Source organism: Myxococcales bacterium, from assembly GCA_016712525.1.
GTDB lineage: Bacteria > Myxococcota_A > Polyangia > Polyangiales > Polyangiaceae > JAAFHV01.
This window is the reverse complement of sequence record JADJQX010000001.1, coordinates 1,502,616-1,523,206: the sequence shown is the minus strand read 5'-3', so window position 1 is coordinate 1,523,206 and position 20,591 is coordinate 1,502,616. Positions and strand designations below refer to the sequence as shown.

The window sequence follows — 20,591 nt, the reverse complement described above, 5'->3', positions numbered from 1 at the left end:
GCCCGATCCCACCCGCATCTTCACGAGACCTACGGTTCTATCGGAACGCTTTACGGGCGGCAAGGGCCGTCGGGGGCTAAGAAAAACCCGCTCATCCGGGGCGGCGCTCGCAAAAGCTGCGGACCGTATCGTAGAGGACGTCGAAGCCCCACGTGAGCCCCGCGACCGGCACGCGCTCGTCATGGCCGTGGTACATTTTCTGGAAGCTCACGCCGAGCGTCGGGTCGAACTTGAGCGGCGTGAAGCCGTAGCAGTGCGTCCCGAGGCGCGAGTAGGCCTTCGCGTCGGTGAAGCCGACCACCATGTAGGGCAAGGGCTCACCGAGCGGATCGTGCTTGCGCAGCATGGCCTCGAGGTGCCCGTAGAGCGGCGTGGTCGCGTCGGTCTCGACCGCCGGGAGCGAGTGCATGACCTCGATTTCGGCGTCGGGGCCGAGCACCTCACGCAGCTCGGCGAGGAACGCGAGCTCCGATTGGCCGGGGATCGTGCGTCCGTCGATCTCGACCGACGCGCGCCCCGGGATGACGTTCACCTTGTTGCCGGCGCGCACCACGGTGGGCGAGGCCGTGTTGGCGAGCATGGCGCCGAAGCTCCGGCGTTGATCCGGGTCTTTGACGAGGTAGTCGAGGATGAGGCCCGCGATCTGGGGCGTCGTGAGGCGACCTAGGGCCTGTTTTTGCGGGAACGGCAGCGCCTTCGCGAGGCCTTCGACGAACCGCTCGACGACGGGGTGCGGGTGCATGGGCAAGCGCTTTTTGCCGAGCTTCGCGATCGCCTCGGCGAGGCGGATCACGGCCCCGTCCGGATCGGGCATGGAGCCGTGGCCCGGAGACCCTCGGTACGTGGCGCGCGTCCACACGACGCCCTTCTCGGCGACTTGGATCGGATAGAACACCTTGCCCAGCAAATTCAGGGAGAAGGCGCCGACCTCTCCGATCATGTACTCTGCACGCACCTCGTCGGCGTGCTCGTCGACCAGGTAGGTGCTGCCGAGGGCGCAGCCGGCCTCTTCGTCGGCCACCGCGGCGAAGATCACGTCGCGATCGAGCTCGACGCCCTCGTCGACGAGCCTCGCGACGACACACGCGCTCATCGCGGCCATGTGCTTCATGTCGATGGCGCCCCGGCCCCACACGTAGCCGTCGTGGATGTCGCCCGAGAAGGGAGGGCGCTGCCAACGCGACTCGTCGGCCTCGACCACGTCGATGTGAGCGTTGAGGAGGAGCGGTGGCTTTTTTCCGTTGCCCTTGGCGCGCACCACCATGTTCTCGCGGTTCTTCACCTTGGCGAAGATCTTGGGCTCGAGCCTTCGATCGCGGGCGAAATCGGCCAAGAGTCGCGCGCAGAGGTGCTCGTGACCGTCGTCGCTCTGGGCCGTCCCGCGGTTCACGGTGGGCTGTCGGATGAGGTCTTGGAGAAGCGAGACACACGTTTGGCCCCAGTCGGTCGGCATAGGGGCATCTTCGCGCACTTCGGCGCGCCCGGGGCGACCTTGCGAGGCTTGATTGCGTCTCGTTTCGCGCGACGGGCCGCGGGCGCGGGCCGGCTTCCGTGGTAGCCACGAGGGATGAGCGTGGCGACCCTCGATCCTCGCGATTTGGCCGGATTTTCAGCGAACGCGCTCTCGGAGCGTGTGACGCGCCCCGAGCTCTTCGTCGCGGGATTCTCGCAGGAGGCCGTGTGGCTCGGGGCCTTTCAGCGAACGGGCGAGGTGCCCGCGGCCTGGGGTGGGCTCGAGGCGCACCTCCGTGGCTCGGGTGGCGGCGCCGTGCGGGTGGGCCCGGGCAGGCTCTACGCCGCGCTGCGTTTGCCGAGCCCGGGGGCCCTCGTGCCCGCGACCGAAGCGCAGATCTTGAACCGCGCGGTTCGCCCCGTGCTGCGGGCGCTGACCAAGGCCGGGGTGCTCACGCACTACTTCGGTCGAGACGCGCTCGTCGCCAAGGGGAGACCGGTCGCGCACGTGTCGTTCGCGCACGACGCGAGCACGGGAAACACGCTGGTCGAGGCGATCGTCGCCGTCTCCCAGGCCGCCCTCGACGAGACCCGCGCGGCCTACGAGGGCAAGGTCCCCGCGACGCTCGAGGAGCTCCGAGGCGCGGAGGTCGATCCCGGTCGCATCGCGGGGCTGCTCGCCGACGCGTACGGGCTCGAGGCCACCGTCCCGAGCACCTTCGGGGCCCGGAGCGCGCCGTGCGCCGCGCCTTGGGCGGCGAAGGTCGACGAGGCGATCGGGCCTATTTTTGCCGGACGCGACGAGGTAGGGCGCCTACGGCTCGGGGGCGAGCTCATGGTGTCGCGCGATCGCCTCGGGTGGCTCGAAGATCAATTGCAGAATGCAAATATCGACGCGCTCGACGCGCTCGTGGACGCGGCGTTCACGGCCCCGCGCACGGCGCTGTTCGGCGTTCGTCGGCTCGGCTCGCTGAGGGATGCTCTGGCCGGGGTGCTCGGCGCGTGAGCCACGCACGCCGACGGCGGTGACCTTCAGGAGAGCTTCGCGGGGAGCCGAACGACCTCGCCGCGCGCCGGATCGCCGCTCGCGTCGACCGTGACGAGGGCGTCGGCGCCGAGGCGACCGACCCACATGCCCCGAGGGAACGGCGGCCGCTCGAGGCGCCCGACGAGGGCCGTGCGATCGAACGCGACGACGAGATCGAGCGTGCCGTCGTCGGCGTCGTGGGCGTCGACGAGGACCCGATCGCCGAGCACGACGCCCGAGTAGGCGGACACGACGTCGTCGACGAGCTCCACCGAGGACAGCTCGTGGAGCGTCGGCCACGCGTGCGTGCGGAGCTCGTCGGCCTCGACGAGGTGGACGCGCGCTCCGTCGGCCGAAAACCCGACCATTCCCGCGGGGATACCCCCTTCGTCGAGGGCTGTCGGGATGGCCTCGGGGGGGCCGCCGGCGAAGCCCGCCACGCGCGCGAAGGTGCCCTCTTGCCCGCAGGCCGCGAGGGCGAGCACGGCGTCGTCTTGGGGGTGCACGAAGAGCTCGATCGTGGCGGGCGCGGGCAGCTTCGCGCTCGGGACCACACCGCGGACGTCGAACGTCCTCGCGTCGACGAGCACGAGCGCCATCGACGACGGGCCTTCGCACGCGATCCAGAGGTTTTCCCCCGTGCGGTCGAAGGTCACCGCGCGCGCCGAGAGCCCGGGACCTGCGAGCTTCGCGACGGGCGCGTGCCGAACGACCGAGCGCGCATCGAGCAACGTGACGACGCTCTCGCCTGCGGTGACGCCCACGAGCGCGACGAGCGCGCCGTCGTGGCTCGGCGCGAGCCCCCGAAGTCCCTCGGCGTCGGGGGCGTCGGAGGTGGGCAACGCGAGGCCGGGCGGGAGCACGAACGAGGGCCCGTCCGCCAAGCTTCGTCCGTCAAAAACACGTGTTTTTACGGAACCTTGCGACACGAACGCGAGCACCTTCGCCGAGGGCGCGACGGCCACCCAAGGCCACGGGAGGCACGCGTGCTCGGCCTCGAACGCGCCGACGTGGAGGAGATGCATCGAGGCCCTCGATACCGAAAAAGTGCGCGCGGAGGCACGACAATCAGCGCGAGACGCAGCGGAACCCGATGGTCGGCGAGGGCTCGGTGCTCATGCGCCGCGTCTTGCCGGCCATCTTGGTGCCCTCGCTCCCGTACCCACCGCCGAAGCTCACGTAGCCGCCTCCGGGCGACTCGCAGAGCTCCTCGACGTTGCCGCCGAGGTCGAACACGCCCTCGGGGCTCGCGCCCGTGGGGAAGCTCTTCACGGCGCAGGTGGCGTCTTTGCCGAAGCACGCGCGACCGTCGGCGGGCTCTTCGCCCCAAGGATACGTGCGCATCACGTTGCCGCGGGCGGCCCACTCGAGCTCGTTCACCGTGGGGAGGAGCTTGCCTTGGGCCTGGCAGTACACCTTCGCCTGATCGACCGACACGCAGTTGATCGGGTGCTGCTCGCGACCCGCTTGCCGGTAGTTGCAAGCTACACGGTTCGAGCCACGGACGGGTTGGACGGCTTGGCACGTGCCCTTCACGACGCAGGCCTCGTAGGCGGCGCTCGTCACCTCGGTCGCGTCGATGCAGTAGCTCCCGAGGTCGACGCGACCCCCGCCGGTCGACGGCTGGTAGCTGCCGGGCGCGATGCGCACCATGCCCTCGGGGCACGGGCCCTGGGTGGCCTTCGGGGCGGCCGGCACGGGAGCCGCGACGCCGGTGCCGTCGGAGGCGAGGCCGTCGAGCGGGAGAAGACCGACGCGCAGCGGAACCGCGCACATTTTGGCCTCTTTTCCTGTCTTTTGAGCCTCGGCGCAGGCCTCGGCGTTGCCTTCGGCGACGAGGCGCTCGCCCGCCGCCTTGGACTCGCCCTCGGCGCCGAACCCGAACACCTTCGCGCTGCCGCCGAGCTCGGCCTTGGTGCCCGCGGCGAGCGCGAACCCCCCGAGGTACACGGTGCTCACGACGTGGGTCGCGCGGGGGCAGTCGGGGCCACGGAGCTGCGCGCGCGTGACACGTTTGTCGGCCGGGAGCGCGTCGGTGCCGACCATGGTGTAGTCGGTGCGGAGCGTTTGCCCCTTTTTCACGCGCCCCGCGAAGCTCGACGCACCGAGCGGGAGGGCGGCGAAGAGCTCGTTCTCGTTGCTCGCGACCTTGCTCTCCGTGGCGCTGTAAGGCGTGTACTTGTACGACCCCGAGCCCTTGCAGCTCGGGAGGAGCTCGAGCACCACGTCGCAGCCGCGCTTCTCGTAACGAACGGCGACGATGCCCTTGTCGCGGAGGCGCGAGAGGTTCGCGCGGGCCGCGGCGTCCCACGCCATGAGGTCGGGAGCGGTCTGGGCCTGGAACGCGTCGCACTTCACGCCGAAGGCTTCTTTGACCGTGGTGGGCTCGCCGGCGACCACGGCCGCGGGCCCGCCGCCGCACGCGACGGCTACGAGGGAGGTGATCGACGCGAGCGCGAGGATCGAGACCGAAGGACGACGAAGAGGGCGCATAGGCCGGTGAGCGAACCATACGAAACCGGCGCTCGCAACGCGCCGAATGCGAGCCCACGGGGGAGGCCGCGAGCCCCGCGCCCGAGACGATCGCCCCCGGGCCCCGCCGCCGCGATAGGCCTTCGCCGGAGACCTTACTCTCCCGTAAGGAAGACAATTTGCGAGCCTCGTCCGAATTTCCGGCGGCGTCGCTTGACGACCACAAGGCCCCGTGGGTCCATAGAGCGTAATGGCCGGGGAAGGCGGCGGGGGGCAGCAGAAACCACGGGCGACGCGCCGTTCGGCGTGGGCGAGGCTCGCGGTCGTCGTCGCCACGAGCGCGGCGTGCGGCACCGATCCCACGTCGCCCACGGCACCGATCCCTCCGGGCCCTTCGCCCACCGCCCCGTCCGACACGGGGGCCCCGCTCGTCGCCGAGGGGCCGAGCTCGACCCTCACACGGGACGCGGGGAGTGACGCGCCCGCGGACGCGAGCCCCGGGCCGGACGCGGGTACGACCGGGCCACGGACCCTCGTCGACGCGCCGGGCGTGCTCGATTTCGACTTCACGCAGACCCGCTTGGTTTACCGGGTCGCGCGCGACTTTTTTGCGTGCGAGCTCCCTTGCACGAACCCGACGCGCATACCCGGCACGGCGAACCACAAGAACCGCTTCACGATCACGCCCGATGGTTTGTACTTCGCGGCCCGCGTGCCGCCGTCCACGATCGACGACGTATACTCCGTGGCGTTCGACGGCTCGAAGCTCGAGAATCGGACGCGCTTCGCCCCAGCGGGAGGGGCCGCCGGGGCGCACGTGGAGGCCCTCGCGCTCGACGGGGGTCTCACGCGGATCGAGCAGCTCGTGAGCCTCGTCCGAGAGCGCGAGCTCGGGTACCGGACGCTCCTCGAGGTACCGACGGGCATGACGGGGAACCCCGACCGCATCGGTCACACGACCCGCTACGTGCACGAGAACCAGGGCGCTATCCTGCGGTACTTCCCGAAACAGGTGCGCCTGCAAGTGACCGAAAACAATCCGGATCTCGTGCCTACGCCGGCCGAGATGACCGTGACCGGAGCGACGATGGTGCCCCCCGCATCGGACCCGACGGCCATCGCGACGAGCCCACGCGGGCCCACGGTGGCGTATCCGACCGTGGTCATCCGAGAGCGCGGCACCTTGAAGGCGTGCCCGGTCGCGACCGCGTGCACGGCGTGGGCCGATCTCGGGCCGCTCGGAGAGACGTTCGCGCTCGACGCGACCCACCTCTACATCGGGAGCGAGCGAGGGCTCTCGCGATGCGAGCTCGCCGAGATCGCGCAGACGGGCCACTGCTCCCCGGCCCTCGTCGTGGGCGGTGAGCCCGCGCGCCACCCGATGTACCTCACGGACGACAGCGTGGTTTACCTCGGAAAAGATCGCGTACGCGCGGTACCGAAGAGCACGACCGTGCGCTGCGCGGCGGGCACCGGGGTCGCGTGCCAGTGCGCGCCGGGCTCCGTACCCGACGTAGCGGGCACGTGTGTCCTTTGCCCGCGGGGGACGTTCGCGAGCCTCGCGGGTCAGGCCACGTGCACGCCGTGCCTCGAAGGCTCCACGCTCGCGCCGGGCGCGACGAGCGCCGCAAGCTGCGTCGCGTGCCCCGAAGGAGAGACCGCGGGCCTCTTCTCGAGCTACCAGTGCGTCGCCAACCCCAAGCGCGTGTTCGTGACGGCCGAGAGCCACGACGGTGATTTCGCGAACGACCCCGGGCTCGTGGGGGCGAACGCCATCGCCAAGGCCGATGCATTCTGCATGCAATCGAGCGCGCGGCCGTCCACCGCGCCGTACAAGGCCGTGCTGGCCGACACCACGAACCGCGACGCGCTCGTCCCTCGCGACTGGCCCTTCTTGCCCTCGCGGTACTACCTGCAGGCCGACGGGCCGCTCGCCGTGGGGCTCACGTCGCCCCAAGGGCTCTTGCCGTTCCCTCTTACGAACCCGTGGGACGGCACCCCCGAGAACGCGTACGCCTACTTCTGGACAGGCATCCGCGCGACCACGTGGACCTCGTCGGCGATGCGCACGTGCCAGGGGTGGAGCTCCAACGCATCGACCGGCGTGACAGGCGCCATCGGGATCGCGGGCCGCATGGACGGCTCGTCGATCGGCACGAGCACGTCGGCGTCGTGTTCGATCCCGCAGCGTCTTCTCTGCGTGGAGCAGTAGCGGAAACGGCATGCCGAGTCCGTAGGCCCTCGGGAATCCGGTACGACCGAGCGAGCGTTCCAAGGCCGAAGATGCCCTTCCCTTTCTTTCGCCGACCGAAGCCGACCCCGAAGCCCCTCGAGGGGCCCTACCGAAGCGCAGGCGAGCGGCCCGAGGAGCCGCCCGAGCCGCCCGAGCCTCCTCGTGCGCGGAGCCTCAAGTGGCTCGCCTTGCCCGCCGTGCTCGTCCCCGTCGCGCTCGTGCTGGCGTCACGCCACGAAGACCCCGTCCCGCTCGTTCTCGCCATCGAGCCCGACGCGGCGGTCGACGCGACGCCGAGCGCGAGCGTCGCGGTGGCCGACACGGCTCCCCCGCCCTGCCCGGAGAGTGAGTACAAGGCAAAGCTCCAGGCGGGGCGCGCGGCGCTCGGAAAACGCAAGCTCGACGTCGCCCGGGAGGAGCTCGACGCTGCGCTCGCTTGCCGCCCGGACGACGCCGAGGCCCTCTCGGAGCGGGGGCTCGCGTGGCTACTCGCGGGCGAATTGTCCAATGCGAACGAGGACTTGGCGCTCGCCTCACGAAAGACCAAATCCCCCGCGCTGCTCGGGACGATCTGGTACCGGCGCGGGCTCGTCGACGAGAAGGACCTGGGCGACGATCGCGCCAATCCCGCGTTCGCGACGGCGCTCGTGCTCGGTCACCACGAGGGCGCGAAGAAGAAGCTCGACGGCGCCGATCCGTGCGGCGCGGAGATCGAGCGCTACGAAAAGACCAACCTGAAGTACGGCGACCACGTCGCGCACACGGCCCCGACGTTGAAAGACCTCGTGCCGTTGCTGGAAGGGTTCGATGAGGGCGCCGACGTGGGCGCGACGGCGCCGAGCTCCCCCGAGGTCCTGCGGCTCGGCGGGGGACTCGCGGCCTCGACGAACGACTGGCTCGTGGCGAAGGGCGCGACCGCCGCGTGGGGGCTCGAGCTCGGCGTCGTCTACAGGACGTACCACTGCACCGGTGACTCCGCGTTCGAGCTCGCGACCGACGCGCCCGGCTTCGTCCACGCGACGGGCCACATGGCGATCCCCCTGGTGCGCGACCTGAATACGGAGGGGAGCGTGATGCACGGGTGCTTCTCGGGCGCGGTGACCGGGGTCGACGCGTTCTTCGACGCGAAGCGCGAGGTGGGGCTCGTGGTGCGGCGCGCGCTGCCAGGGCGCTACGACGAGAGGGCCGACGTGCCCGGCCCGAAGGTGACCGTCTCGAAGAAGGGCGTGAGCGTGAAGGGCATCGGCTGCGATCTCTTCGAGGCGTGGGACGACACCGAGGCCGACGGAGGCACCGAGGCCGGCGCTCGTGACGCGGGCACGGCAGAGCCTCGAGATGCAGGGCCCGCCGCGCCGTGACCGCGGCCCGCGCGCCCGAGCCCCTTCGCGACGCAGGCATCACTCGATCCTCGCGTGGATCGCGCGCTCGACCTTCGACGTGAGCTCGAGCGGAAATTTCCCGACGAAACCGGGCCTCGATCGATGGCATGGCGCCTGCTGTAGGTGGACGTCATGAAGACACCCCTCGCTACTCTGACCGCTCTCAGCGCCCTCGTTTTTGCCGCCCCCGCGTTCACCGTCGGGTGCTCGGCGGAGGTCGACGACGAGCTGGAGACCGAGCCCGTCGGAGAGTCGGAGGACAACCTCGCGCCGGCGATCCCCGTCGCGACGTGCCTCGCGAACCCGGCGTGCGCGACCGCCGTGGCCGCCGCGCTCGGGTACGCCGTATACAGCCTCTCGCAGCTCTCGGGAGACGCGCTCCGCATCGCGCAGCGCGCCGCCAACGACTGGTTCGCGGCGCAGCGGCGGGGCCAGACGTGCACCGCCCACTGCGCGCTCGTCGAAGCAAACTCGTCGGGAGGTGTCGGCAGCGGGGGCCAGTGCAGCGGGTTCGTGTCGGGCAGCGGCGGCTCGCGGCAGGACGCGCAGCGCGACGCCAACAGCCGTGTGCCTCGCGGGTGCCGCCTGAAACACTGTACGATCCGCTGCCAATGAGGCGTCGCCGCAAGATCGTCGATGCGTGGCTCTCCGAGGTGGCTCGTGCTCCCCACGGGAGGCTCGCGGCGCTCCTCGAGCTCGAGGCGCTCACGCACCGAGCTTCGTTTGCCGGGGGTTGGCCAATAGCTCAGCGCGATCGCGCGTTCGCCGTGCTGAGCGAGGTAGCGCGCGCGTCGGGCTCGCACGACGAAGAGCGGAGCGCCGCGATCTACGCGCTCCGAGGGCTCTTCGAGGGCCGGGCAGCGCGCACGATGCTCGAGGTTCTCCGCGACGACCGCGCTCCCCCCGCAGTCCGGTCCGACGCCGCCGACGGCCTCGGGTACTTGGGGCCGGAGATCGTCGCGCGCGCGCGAGGAGGTCTCTCCGTGGCGGTCGACGTGCTGCGCGGGGCGCTCCAAGACCCTTCTCCGGACGTTCGGTACGGGGCTCTCTACGCGACGGGAGAGCTCGCGTGCCACGCGCTCGTGAACGAGGTCGACGCGCTCACCTCCGACGAAGCCGTGACCCGCGAGGGCCACTCGGTCGGCGCCGAGGCCCGAGCGACGCGCGCGTACCTCGGGACCACGAGGGTCTCGACGGGCACGCGCGCTCCCTCCGTTCGGTGAGCGCGCGCGGCGCTTGTGGTAGCGTGCAGGGCTCGATTTCTTCCCCCGAACCGTCGAGCCCACACAAGATGTCCGACCTCATCGATCGTGTCCCCGGTGGCCGTGTCGTGGCCTGCTCCGAAGAAGGGTTCGCGCCCGCCGAGAACCTGCTCGCCACCCGCGCGCCGGAGTTTCGGTTCGGCGTGTTCATCCCAGGCAAAGGCCAAGAGTTCGACTCGTGGGAGACCCGCCGGCACAACCCGAGCGCGCCAGACTGGGCGATCCTCGAGCTTGGAACGCCGGGCGCGATCGGCACCGTCGACATCGACACGCACTGGCACGACGGCAACCACGCCGAGCAGGGCGCGCTCTACGCGCTCGAGGGAAAACTAGGGGAAAACCCAGGTCGCGACGACACACGCTGGGTGCGCTTGCTCGGGCCGACCACGCTCGCGGGCCACGCGCACAACGTGTTCCGCACACCCACCGGGGCGGGCCGGAGCTTCACGCACGTGATGCTCGAGAACCACCCCGACGGGGGCATCGCGCGGCTCCGTTGTTACGAGGGTCGTGCCCCCGAGGCGTTCGATCCCGGGAGCGCCGAGGCCCGCAGCGTGCGCCACGAGGCGCCGATCCCTCGTGGGAGCGACAAGGCCCACGAGGCTCCGAGCGCGGAGTCCATCGCCGCACGGTGGGCCGCGATCCCCAGAGGTGCCGCGGCCGATCTCGCGTGCGAGGCCCTCGGCGGTCGGGTCGTCGCGACGAGCAACAACCGCTACGGACACAGCCAAGCCCTCATCGCCGAGGCCCCGCCCGTGAGCATGGGCGACGGGTGGGAGACGAGCCGGAGCCGCGGCGGAGAGCACCTCGACTACGTGGTCGTCGCGCTCGGGCGGGCCGGCGTGGTCGAGCGCGTCGAGGTCGACTTCACCTATTTCGTGCTGAATAACCCGGTCGAAATGCGGCTCCTCGGCGCGAGCGTCGAGGGAGACGCGCTCCCGGCGGAGGGCGCGTGGCGCGATCTCGTCCCGCGTACTCGCGTGAAAGAGCTCGCCGGGAGCACGCTCCGCGTCGAGGGGGACTCGCTCCGCGCCGCGGGCCGCATCACCCACGTGCGCCTCGAGACCTTCCCGGACGGAGGCGCGAACCGCCTGCGGGTCGTGGGCCGAACGGGCTGACTCGATGCGCGCCCGGAACGCGCTCTTCGGCCTCGCGGCAGCGACGATGCTGGCCACGGTCGTCGCGTGCACGGAGGAGCGACCGAAGCCCCCGGCAGGCGAGGACGCGAGCGCGAGCGTACCCCCGAGCGCCGCTCCGAGTGTGCCCGTGCCCGACGAGGCGAAGTGGCTCGTCCAAGGCTCGAGCGACGAGCGCTTCGTGAAGATCGCCTCGCAGCTCCGTGGGTTCGACGTGGCCATGGTCGAGACGGGCTACCGCTACGGCGAGCTTTATTGGGCGGGGCGTGACGAGAACTACGACTACGCGCGCTACCAGCTCCAGAAAATCGAGACGGCGATCACACGGGGCGTGGAGCGGCGCCCCAAACGCGAGCCCTCGTCGCACCTGCTCGACGGCCCCAAAGAGGGCCTCATGCGCGCGATAAACTCCCGCAATCACAAAGACTTCGACACGGCGTTCGCGGCGCTCACGACCGCGTGCAACGCGTGCCACGTCGCGGAGAAGGTGCCCTTCGTGCACGTGGCGCCGCCCACGGTGCGCACGTCGGTCGTGCACGGCCAGGACGCGGGCGTGCCATGAGCGACGAGCCTCGCGGCGAGATCACGCCGTCGCGGGGAACGGTGCCCGAGGTGGGGCTCGCTTTTCTTAAGCTCGGGCTCACGTCGTTCGGCGGGCCGGTGGCTCACCTCGGTTACTTTCGTGACGAGCTCGTCGTGCGGCGCAAGTGGCTCGACGACGCCGAGTACGGCGACGTGGTCGCGCTGTGTCAGTTCTTGCCCGGTCCCGCGAGCAGCCAGGTCGTGTTCGCGCTCGGCATGCGGCGCGCGGGTCTCGCGGGCGCCTTGGCGGGGTCGCTCGCGTTCACCCTCCCCTCGGCGCTCGCGATGATCGCGTTCGCGTATGGCGCTGCCGATCTCCGGCGGGTGCTCGGGAGCGGCTTTTTGCATGGGCTCAAGCTCGCGGCCGTCGTCGTGGTGGCGCAGGCCGTTTGGGGCATGGGCAAGAAGCTGTGCACCGACCGCGCGCGCCTCACGATCACGCTCATGTCGGCCGCGGTGTTGCTCGCGCGCCCCTCGGCGGTGACTCAGATCGCGGTGCTCGTGGGCGCGGCGCTCGTGGGGTATCGGCTCTTCCGCGCCGAGACCAAAGCCGCCCCCGCAGCGCATCCATCACGCGCTCCGAGGGCGGCGATCGCCGCGCTCGTCCTCGCCTTGGGGCTGCTCGCCGTGCTGCCGGCGCTCGCCTCGTGGACCGGGCTCCGCCAGGTGGCGATGGTGGACGCGTTCTACCGATCGGGGTCGCTCGTGTTCGGCGGGGGCCACGTGGTGCTGCCTTTGCTCCGCGCCGAGACGGTGCCACGCGGATGGCTCACGGACGCGCGTTTCCTCGAGGGGTACGCCGGCGCGCAGGCGGTGCCGGGGCCGCTCTTCACGTTCGCGGCGTTCCTTGGAACCGCAATGAATCCGGGGCCTTACGCGTGGGCCTCGGGGCTCTTGGGGCTCGCGGCGATCTTCTTGCCGGCGTGGCTGCTCGTCGGCGGCGCGCTGCCATTTTGGGAGCGCCTTCGTGAGGCGCCCTGGGCGAAGGCCTCGCTCGCCGGCGCGAACGCAGGGGTCGTCGGGGTGTTGCTCGCGGCGCTCTACACGCCGGTCGTCACCGAAGGCATCACGGGGCGCGTCGACGTGGCGCTCGTGCTGCTCGCCTTCGGGGCGCTCGAGTCGTGGAAGGCACCCCCGTGGCTCGTGGTGTGCGGGCTCGCCGTGGTCGGCGCGCTCGTGCACTGAGCCGAGCCCGCGCGCACGGCATGACGCCATCCGGCCGTGCGCTCGGCTCGCGCGCCACGTCGCATACAGGTCAGGACCGCGCCGAACGCGAGCTCGACATCGACCGCATCATTCGACCGGCGCCGTGAACGCGTAGAGGTAGTCCTCCGCGAGGCGCGGGGAGTCCCCCACGAGAGGAATGAAGCCGTCGAGGGCGAGCGACAGGTGGGCCTTGTTGGTCGGCTCGTGGGAGAGGAGCGCGTGGGTCCCGGTGCAGTAGCTCGGGGCGTTCGCCGAGATGTCGACGTAGCCGCCACGATCGAGGAGCCCGAACGCCTTGGCGATGAGGGCGTCGGCGTTGGTGTCGTCGGCCACATGCGAGATCGCGAACGTCCTCGAGACGGGCGTCGCACGCGAGGCGCTGCACCACGGGACGAGGAAGCGCTTCCCGTCGACGGTGAGGTCGTCGCACCCCCCGGCGACGAGGACGAGGCGCGCGAGCCGTTGATCCTTGCCGATGTAGCCCGCCACGACCGAGCCCTGAGAGAAGCCCAAGAGGGCGATCCGGTCCCACCGCACGTCGCTGCCGGAGAGGAACCGATCGGCGCCGACCCCGGGTTGGTTCTTCGCGAGAAAGCGCAGCAAATCCGAGAGCCTACCGCTCACGGAGTTGGGGACATCGCCCGCGTAGCGAGGGGTCTTGTCCTGCCCGTAGACCTTCTCCGCCCAGACGCTCTCCCGGCACGCGAGCAGCTCCGTCTCCGACGTGATACCGGCGCAGCTCCCGATGGGATGGGTGTCCGACTCGTAGGCGAGCGCGACGACCCGATACCCTGCTCGCGCGGCGAGCGTGCCCAACGTCTGGAAGCCCTGAGCGCGGTTGTTCGTGCCAGGCAGAATGACGAAGAGCTCGTCGCGGAGCTTCGCCCCCGGATCGGCCGGGAGGAAGACCTGGTGCTTCGAGTCGGGGAAGGCGTTGGCTGCAGGGTTGACCTGCGCCGGGTCGATTTGTGCGTGGCTCACCTTCACCGCCGAGACGTCGGGGACCGAGAACGACCGCACGGCGGGATCGCAGGCGGATGCGTCGCCTCGTGCCCCGCCCGCGTCTGCGTCCGCGACGGGTCGTGTCTCGACGACCGGCGACGCACCACCACCATCACCCGCACCCCCGCAGGCGGAGAGGAGCGCGAGCAACGCCACCTTGCGCGCCACGGGCACCCAGGACCTCACGAAGCCGAACATCCCCATCGGTGAACCCTCCTTCATCGAACCAGCGACTCGATCTCTTGGGCGGCGCGCGCGGCGCCTCCGGCTCGGCGAAAACCCTCCGCGACCCGCGCCGCTCCGGCGCGCAGCCCTCGCACTACCCGCACGGCCTCCTGCAAGCGCCCCGGCGACAGGTGAGCCTTGTCGACGCGCACGCCGGCTCGCGCCACCTCGACCCGCCGCGCGACCTCGTGCTGATCGCGGCCGAAGGGAACGACGCACACCGGGACGCCGGCGAGCAGCGCCTTTTGTGTGATGCCCATTCCTCCATGGGACACGACGCACGCCGCGCGCTCGAGGACGGGTGTGTGGGGGACGAAGCGCTCGACGCGCGCGTTGTGCGGGACGCGAAAGCTCAAAGGGTCGATGGCGCCGCTCGTCGCCACGACGAGGACGTCCTCTTGCGCCAGCCCGTCGAGGCACGCCTGGACGAGGGCCCCGTCCGCTTGGAGCTCGGTCGAGCACGTCACGAGCACGACCGGACGCTCCTCCGCCACGAGCCACGCGGGGCGCTCCCCCGGGGGCTCCCAGGCGCAAGGTCCGACCGCGACGAGGCGCTCGAAGGGCGACGAATCCTCGTACTCGAAGGGAGGCGCCGTGAAGTAGAGCAGCCGGTGCGCGGCGCGCCCATGCTCCGACATCGCGCCGAGCGGGCCGAGCCCGACCTTCGCACGAACCGCGTCGAGCCGTGGCAGGCCGCGGTTCGTTACGGCCGACACGACCCTGCCGACGAGGGCGTCGCGCAGCTTCCCGATGACGTCGTGGCGAGGCGCGAGCCCTGGACCGAAGGGAGGAATTCCGGGCCGCGGCCACGGGAGCAAATAGGGCAAAAATGCGGCCCAAGGAGCAGAGGAGGCCTCGGCGACGGCCATCGCTCCCCAGCTGTTGAAGTCGACGAGCACGACGTCGGGGCGCTCCTCGCGGAGGGCCGCGCGCAGATCGGGCACCTCGTGCTCCGCGCGCGTCGCGAAGGTGGCCACGGCACGCTCGAGGCTCCCCATGGTGGTGCGGGCGCGGTAGTCGTCGAGAGGGATCGCCTCGATGGCCGAGGAGATCGGGCGGACACGGAAGCGCCCGAGCGCCGCCATGCGCTCGACCTCTTCGCCGAGCGTAAGGAGGACCACGTCGTGGCCGCGGTCGCGGAGCTCGGAGAGCACCGGCACCATCGGATAGAGGTGCCCGCGCGCCGGCGAGGTGTAGCAGAGCACCTTCGCCATCAGGACGAGCTCCGGCAGAGCGCCTCGAGCATGCCCAACATGGCGCGTTCGGCGTCGGCCCTCGTTAGGCCGAGATCCCGTCGGAGGAGCTTCCACGTGTAGACGTCACAGATGGCGACGAGCTGCGCGCGGCGGATCTTACCGCTCCGGGTGCGGCGGGCCTCCGAGAGCTCGCGGGCGAACACGCGCTCGACCCAGGCCGCGTGGGTCGCCCGACCCTGCTCGACGAGGGCAGCGATGGCCTCGAACGCCTCTTCCTGGGCGAGCAGCCGTAGCGACGTCTCGCCCCACTCCTCGTAGTGATCGAAGAGGTTCTCCACGCAGCCGGGCAGATCCCCCGGGACGGCCGCGCTGCGCTGCGCCTCGACCCGCGCGGCGCCCTCCTTGGCCGCGGCCGCGACGAGATCCGCCTTGGAGCCGAAGCGGCGGAGCACGGTCTGGAGCGTGACCTGCGCCCGGGCCGCGACGGCCTCGAGCGTCACCTCGGGGTACGGCCGCTCGACGATGAGCGCTTGGACGGCGGCGACGATGCGGCGCCCCGTCTCCTCCGCGGCCTCCGCGCGGGTGGTCATCCGGTAGCTTCTCGCCTTCATGTTAGTCACACTAACATGAAGTTCGAGCGCGGCAAGCCTATAGGAAAACGACCGACGACAGCTCGATGGGCCGTCGTCGGTCGTTGTCTCGGCGGAGGCGCTCCGCGCTCGGGCGCGGGCGGATGGGCCTAAGGCTGCTCGGGCGTGGCGCGCCCGAGGGGAGGCTCAGGGCGCGTCGGGGATGCCCGGGAGCTCGGTCGCCTCTTCGTCGTCGTCGGGTGGAGAGATCGTCGGGCCAGAGGTTTCGCCCGCCGCTTTGGCGCGCTTCGCGGCCTCGTAGGGCTTCACGTACTTCTCGATGAAACGAGCCTTGTAGTCGCGCATCGACGAGATGCCCCCCAAGAGCTTCACGAGGAGGATGAGCCCGTACGCGGTGTCGAGCTGCCACCACATGAACCCGGACCGCACGCCGCCGGGGAAGGCGTGGTGGTTGTTGTGCCACTCCCCGGAGACGGTGCCCGCGAAGAGCTGGTTGATGCTGAGGTCTTTGCGGTTGAAGTCGTCGCCGTCGCGGCGCTTGTCTTTGCCGCAGCCGTGGGCGTCGTAGTTGAAGTCGCGGATGCCGATGGCCCAGAGCGCCGAGACACCGAAGATGGCGCACGCGAGGCCGTGGCCGCCCATCGCGTAGAAGGCCGCGTACCAAAAGGCCCAATTGAGGGCGAAGTGGGCGTAGAGACGGGCCGGGTGGCAGACCGAGCCCCAGCGCTGGTACTGCTCGTACGAGTTCGCGACCACGCCCGTGTGCTTCATCATCGCCACGATGCGCGCGTAGTCTTCGGGCGAGAGATCCCGGGCGATGGGCTGGTGGAGCTCACCCGCGAGCAGGCAGTAGAGGCGACCGCCGTGAGCGTTGTACGGGTCGCCCGGCTCTTCGGTGTAGGCGTGATGCACGTGGTGGGAGACCACGTAGATCTCCTCGGGCACGAGGCGGATCGTCAGGTTGCGAATGACGAACCGATAGAAGGGGTGCGAGAACGTGAAGGCCTGGTGCGTGCAGTAGCGGTGCAGCCACACGATGTTCACCGTGCCGAGCGCCACCATCGCGTAGAGGAAACCCACGAGGAGGAGGGGCCACGAGAAGTACTTCGTGGCGAACACCACCAAGAACGGCAAAAGGCCGAGCGTCCACACCCAGTTGGTGAACGGGAGCCAGTTCTTTCGCGTCGCGAAGAAGTTCATACGGCTCGCCCAGTGCGACATGATCTCGCGCGTGGTGGGCTTGTAAAAGGCGCCATCGCGCTCCCAGCCGTAGGCCGGAGGCTCGAGGACTCGCTGAAGAAATTGACTCGCCATCGGCGCCCTTCATACGCCCGCACGAGCGCGAAGTCAGGCTCCGCGCGGGAAAATGTCCGGGATATGGCCGAGCTCGTGCTCGCGAGACGAGGTGCAGATCTCGCGCGAGGCGCAAAACGCGTCGCCGTCCACGCGTCGGGCCGCGGCCCGAAACGATCCGGAAACCTTTTGCGCAGCACGCGAGCGACGGGTCGAGCCGGTGCGAGAGCGCGACGACGGCTGCCCCGCACGACGGCGCAGGCTACGCTCGAGGTGTGACCCGCACGGATCGTATCGTGTTGTCCGTAGCGGCCGTCTGGACCGTGGCCGTCGTCGCGCTCACGTTCGCCATGAAAGGGCGCACCGACGACACCCTCACGCGGAGCGCGGTGATCGCCGTGGTCGCCGTCGATGTCGTCGCCGCCCTGGCGACGAGGCGACGCTGGCCGAACGACGAGCCGGGGAGCGCCATGCGGTTCTCGTTTCGCACGGCGGTAGCACGATGGATCGGCCCATGCGCCGTGCGCGCGGCGATCGTCGAGGTCTGTTACATGCCCTCGCGGCCCCTCTACGAGAGCTTGCGGTGGCTCCCCGAGGACGGCGCGCGGGTACGCGCCACGAAGGCCGCGATCGACGTCGCGCTCACCGCGCCGGTCTACGTGGTCGTGTTCGGCGTGCTGTGGCTCATGATTCGCCGCGCGAAGATCCCGGTGTGGTACGCCATCTTGGTGCTGCCGTTCGCGCAGGCGCTCGGAGACGGAAACGCGTTTTTCCTCGCGAATCCGGCGATGTTGCTGATGTCGCCCTATGTGGTCTTGAACTACGTGGCGTGTCAGCTCGTCCCGTACCTGCGCGTGCGCGGGGCGTTGCCCACGGAGCCCCGCGCGCGGCCGTGGCAGCTCCTGCTGCCGCTCGTGGTGGTGCCTATCGTGTACTTCTTCGCGGGGGCCACGTTGATCCTCGTCGGCCGCGCGCTCGGCCTCCGGGGGTAGCGCCTTCCCGTGCGCGACCTCCCTCCGAGCGAGACTCGCGGCGGCGTCACGGGCCGCTTTCGTCGATCAAAAGTTCCCGAATTTGCTAACTTATTTTGGAGCGGAGCGCGCGTCACCACCCCCGCAGGGGTGGCCCTGACGATCGTGGTTCGGTCGTGACTACGCGGTCCTTCGCGGGTTCGCGGCGCGCGCCCTCACGGGTTCGGACACGTGAACGACCCGTTGAAGTTGTTCCCGCCCGCCCCGCTCGGCGTCGAGCCTTGGAACGTCCCCTTGGCCGGGTTCACTCCCGTGAGGGTGACCTTCGTCTGGCCGTTCACCGACGTCCCGACGAACGCGACCTCGACGAGGTTCTGGACCACGAACGAGCCCGGATCGAGGTCGTAGGTGCCGGGGCCATTCACCTTCGCCTCGAGGAGCGTCTCGTGGGGCACACACGGACCGTCCGAGGGCTGGGCGAGGAAAGGATAGGGGTGCGTGAGGAGGAAGTTCGCGATGGACGAGGGCGCGGACTCTCGGCAGGTGATCCCCTCGAGCACATAGGCTTCGCCCCCGCGTTCGCGTTCGACGATCGCGCGACCGGGGGCGTCGGTGAGCGCGGGCCCCGCCGTCGCGGCGGTGTCGTCCTTGGCGTCGCACTCGAACTCGATCGTGTCGGCGTTCCCTACGCCGCCCGTGAATACGCCCCTCTTTCCCCCTTGGGAGAGCACGAGCTTGCCGCCGCCGCTGTTGTTCGATCCGTCGGCCCTGGCGATCGTGTAGGTCGCGTCGGCGATCTCGCCGTCGCCGGAGTACCCGTACGCCTTCACGTAGAACCGATCCATGCGCTCCATCTGCGAGCGGACCCGCCGCGTCGTGCTGATCGGCTGGAAGCGACCGAAGCTCGCCGCGTAGCCGATCACGGAGCCGTCCCGCTTTCGGAGCGTTTGGCAAGAGACCTCCGGGATGTCTTTGCTCTCCCCCGACGCCGTCTTCGCCGTGCCCTTGCCGGCGGGGGCCGTGTACGGAGCGCACTTGGCCGTCGGGATGGAGGCGTCGAACCCGCCACCGCCACCACCACCGCCACCGCCACCGCCGCTGTCGTCCGTGGAGCTTCCACCGCCCGCGTCGTCGCCCGCCGCCGGGTCGGAGGAGCAGGCAGAGGCCAGGGTAACGGCGCCCAAGGTCGCCACGGCGAAGAGAGCGTGGACGAGCTTTGCGGGCGTTCGCGAGCCAGAAGCGATCATGAGAAACCTCCGAAGGTGGATGGGAGAAGCAAGACGTCGACGACGCCGAGGGATTCTCCCGGTCCTCCGTTTGGGTGACAAGGCCCGTGACCAGAAAACCTAGAGATTCTCCCGTATTAGGCGGTCCGCGCCCTGCGCGCGTGGGGCCGCCGCGAGCGCCTTGGTAGGAGGACGACGGTTCGTCGTCGGCCTCGGAGCGCGTGCCCCCTGTACCTGCCCGCGAGTCGGAGGGCCCGAGCTTCTACGGGTCATCGAGCCGATTCGTCACGAACGATCGCCGGTACACTCGCGGCATGTCCGCGCGCCGGGAGCTGCCATCCATCGACTCGCTACGGTACTTCGAGGCGGCCGCACGTACGCTTCGTTTCCGCGAGGCGGCCCGGGCGTGCGCGCTCACGCCGACCGCGTTCGGTCAGCGTATTCGCAAGCTCGAGGAAGACCTCGGAGTGGAGCTCTTCGCACGGACGACGCGCCACGTGCAGCTCACCCGCTCGGGCCTCGCCCTCTTGCCCCTCGCGCGAAAGTGCCTGCTCGCCGCCGAGGCCTGCGCGCACATCGCCGACGGTCCCGGGGAGGGACACCAGGCGCTCGAGCTCACGCTGGGGACACGACACGAGCTCGGGCTCTCGTTCGTCGTGCCTGCGCTCGAGGCCGTGCAAGAGCGCGTCAAGGGCCTCGAGCTCCACCTCTATTTCGGCTCGGGCCAAGACCTCCTGTTGCGCGTCCGATCGTTCGACATCGACTGCGCGATCACGTCGTCGCTCCTGAACGATCCGAAGCTCGATGCCCACAAAATCCATCGCGAGGAGTACGTGTTCGTGGGCGCGAAAAAGCTCCTCGAGGCGCGCTCGTTCACGAAACCCGAGCACGCCGGGGCGCACGTGCTCTTGGACGTCTCTCCCGAGCTCCCGCTCTTTCGGTACTTCCGAGACGCGGAGCGAGCCCCCGCCCTCGCGTTCGCGAAGGTGATTCGGAGCGGCACCATCGAGGCCATCCGGATGCGGACGAAGGCCGGGGCGGGCGTGGCCGTGCTCCCCGAGTACCTCGTGCGCGAGGACGTCGCGAAGGGACGCCTCGTCCGCCTCTTCCCGCGCGTGCGACTCTTGCACGACCACTTCCGCCTCGTTTTCCGGAAGGACGACGCACGGCGCGCGATCTACGAAGACATCGCGCGCGCCTTCGCGGCGATTCCGCTGCGCTGATTATAGCGTCTCGTCGATACAATAAGGTGCAGATCATACGGATGGTCCGAGGGCTGTTTGCGCCGTACACGGATCGAGAGCCGTGACGAGCCCTCGTCGTCCCTCGGCTCGGAAGG

Annotated in this window: 18 protein-coding genes; 10 read left to right on the top strand and 8 right to left on the bottom strand. The window is 70.1% G+C overall.

Translation table 11 applies throughout. From position 1 onward, the window contains the following. Window positions 1-91: 91 nt before the first annotated feature. Window positions 92-1,453 (bottom strand): M20/M25/M40 family metallo-hydrolase, encoded by a 1,362-nt coding sequence (locus IPK71_06565; protein ID MBK8213401.1) that lies wholly within the window; start codon window positions 1,451-1,453, stop codon window positions 92-94. Between the two features lie 114 nt (window positions 1,454-1,567). On the opposite strand from IPK71_06565, the gene IPK71_06560 reads away from it, so the two are divergent. Next, entirely contained in the window at window positions 1,568-2,458 is an 891-nt protein-coding gene (locus tag IPK71_06560; GenBank protein ID MBK8213400.1) for a hypothetical protein, read from the top strand. A 26-nt stretch (window positions 2,459-2,484) separates the two neighbouring features. On the opposite strand, the gene IPK71_06555 is transcribed toward IPK71_06560, so the two are convergent. Both IPK71_06555 and IPK71_06550 read right to left on the bottom strand, forming a co-directional pair. Next, window positions 2,485-3,504, bottom strand: a complete 1,020-nt coding sequence (locus IPK71_06555) for a hypothetical protein (protein MBK8213399.1) — start codon at window positions 3,502-3,504, stop codon at window positions 2,485-2,487. A gap of 43 nt (window positions 3,505-3,547) precedes the next feature. After that, entirely contained in the window at window positions 3,548-4,972 is a 1,425-nt protein-coding gene (locus IPK71_06550; protein ID MBK8213398.1) for an SUMF1/EgtB/PvdO family nonheme iron enzyme, read from the bottom strand. A 229-nt stretch (window positions 4,973-5,201) separates the two neighbouring features. On the opposite strand from IPK71_06550, the gene IPK71_06545 reads away from it, so the two are divergent. From IPK71_06545 to chrA, 7 genes are all read left to right on the top strand, one after another. Then, the gene (locus tag IPK71_06545) at window positions 5,202-7,163 is read left to right on the top strand and encodes a DUF1554 domain-containing protein (GenBank protein ID MBK8213397.1); all 1,962 of its coding nucleotides are present in this window, start codon (window positions 5,202-5,204) and stop codon (window positions 7,161-7,163) included. A gap of 71 nt (window positions 7,164-7,234) precedes the next feature. Then, entirely contained in the window at window positions 7,235-8,542 is a 1,308-nt protein-coding gene (locus IPK71_06540) for a hypothetical protein (protein MBK8213396.1), read from the top strand. 153 nt (window positions 8,543-8,695) lie between these two features. Beyond that, window positions 8,696-9,178, top strand: coding sequence for a hypothetical protein (locus IPK71_06535; GenBank protein ID MBK8213395.1), 483 nt, complete (start codon window positions 8,696-8,698; stop codon window positions 9,176-9,178). Beyond that, window positions 9,175-9,786 carry a hypothetical protein gene (locus IPK71_06530; protein ID MBK8213394.1) on the top strand — a complete coding sequence of 204 codons (612 nt, stop codon included), beginning with the start codon at window positions 9,175-9,177 and terminating at the stop codon, window positions 9,784-9,786. The genes IPK71_06535 and IPK71_06530 overlap by 4 nt, the downstream gene beginning before the upstream one ends. Window positions 9,787-9,854: 68 nt before the next feature. Next, window positions 9,855-10,943, top strand: coding sequence for a hypothetical protein (locus tag IPK71_06525; GenBank protein ID MBK8213393.1), 1,089 nt, complete (start codon window positions 9,855-9,857; stop codon window positions 10,941-10,943). Between the two features lie 4 nt (window positions 10,944-10,947). Beyond that, a complete protein-coding gene (locus IPK71_06520) occupies window positions 10,948-11,523 on the top strand; it encodes a hypothetical protein (protein ID MBK8213392.1) in 576 nt (191 codons plus the stop codon). Next, on the top strand, window positions 11,520-12,728 hold the full coding sequence (gene chrA, locus IPK71_06515) for a chromate efflux transporter (protein ID MBK8213391.1): 1,209 nt from the start codon (window positions 11,520-11,522) through the stop codon (window positions 12,726-12,728). Before IPK71_06520 ends, chrA begins: the two co-directional genes overlap by 4 nt. Window positions 12,729-12,836: 108 nt before the next feature. Here chrA and IPK71_06510 read toward each other — a convergent pair whose 3' ends face one another. The 4 genes from IPK71_06510 to IPK71_06495 all read right to left on the bottom strand — a co-directional run bounded on the left by IPK71_06510 (window position 12,837) and on the right by IPK71_06495 (window position 17,076). Further along, on the bottom strand, window positions 12,837-13,973 hold the full coding sequence (locus IPK71_06510; GenBank protein ID MBK8213390.1) for a hypothetical protein: 1,137 nt from the start codon (window positions 13,971-13,973) through the stop codon (window positions 12,837-12,839). Continuing rightward, window positions 13,970-15,190: a glycosyltransferase gene (locus IPK71_06505; protein ID MBK8213389.1), complete on the bottom strand. Its 1,221-nt coding sequence runs from the start codon at window positions 15,188-15,190 to the stop codon at window positions 13,970-13,972. Before IPK71_06505 ends, IPK71_06510 begins: the two co-directional genes overlap by 4 nt. Next, a complete protein-coding gene (locus IPK71_06500; protein ID MBK8213388.1) occupies window positions 15,190-15,783 on the bottom strand; it encodes a TetR/AcrR family transcriptional regulator in 594 nt (197 codons plus the stop codon). Before IPK71_06500 ends, IPK71_06505 begins: the two co-directional genes overlap by 1 nt. Window positions 15,784-15,948: 165 nt before the next feature. Then, window positions 15,949-17,076: a fatty acid desaturase gene (locus IPK71_06495; GenBank protein ID MBK8213387.1), complete on the bottom strand. Its 1,128-nt coding sequence runs from the start codon at window positions 17,074-17,076 to the stop codon at window positions 15,949-15,951. Between the two features lie 254 nt (window positions 17,077-17,330). On the opposite strand from IPK71_06495, the gene IPK71_06490 reads away from it, so the two are divergent. After that, entirely contained in the window at window positions 17,331-18,047 is a 717-nt protein-coding gene (locus tag IPK71_06490) for a hypothetical protein (GenBank protein ID MBK8213386.1), read from the top strand. Window positions 18,048-18,241: 194 nt separating this feature from the next. Here IPK71_06490 and IPK71_06485 read toward each other — a convergent pair whose 3' ends face one another. After that, window positions 18,242-19,273 (bottom strand): hypothetical protein, encoded by a 1,032-nt coding sequence (locus tag IPK71_06485; GenBank protein ID MBK8213385.1) that lies wholly within the window; start codon window positions 19,271-19,273, stop codon window positions 18,242-18,244. 293 nt (window positions 19,274-19,566) lie between these two features. On the opposite strand from IPK71_06485, the gene IPK71_06480 reads away from it, so the two are divergent. Further along, on the top strand, window positions 19,567-20,475 hold the full coding sequence (locus IPK71_06480; protein ID MBK8213384.1) for a LysR family transcriptional regulator: 909 nt from the start codon (window positions 19,567-19,569) through the stop codon (window positions 20,473-20,475). Window positions 20,476-20,591: the final 116 nt, after the last annotated feature.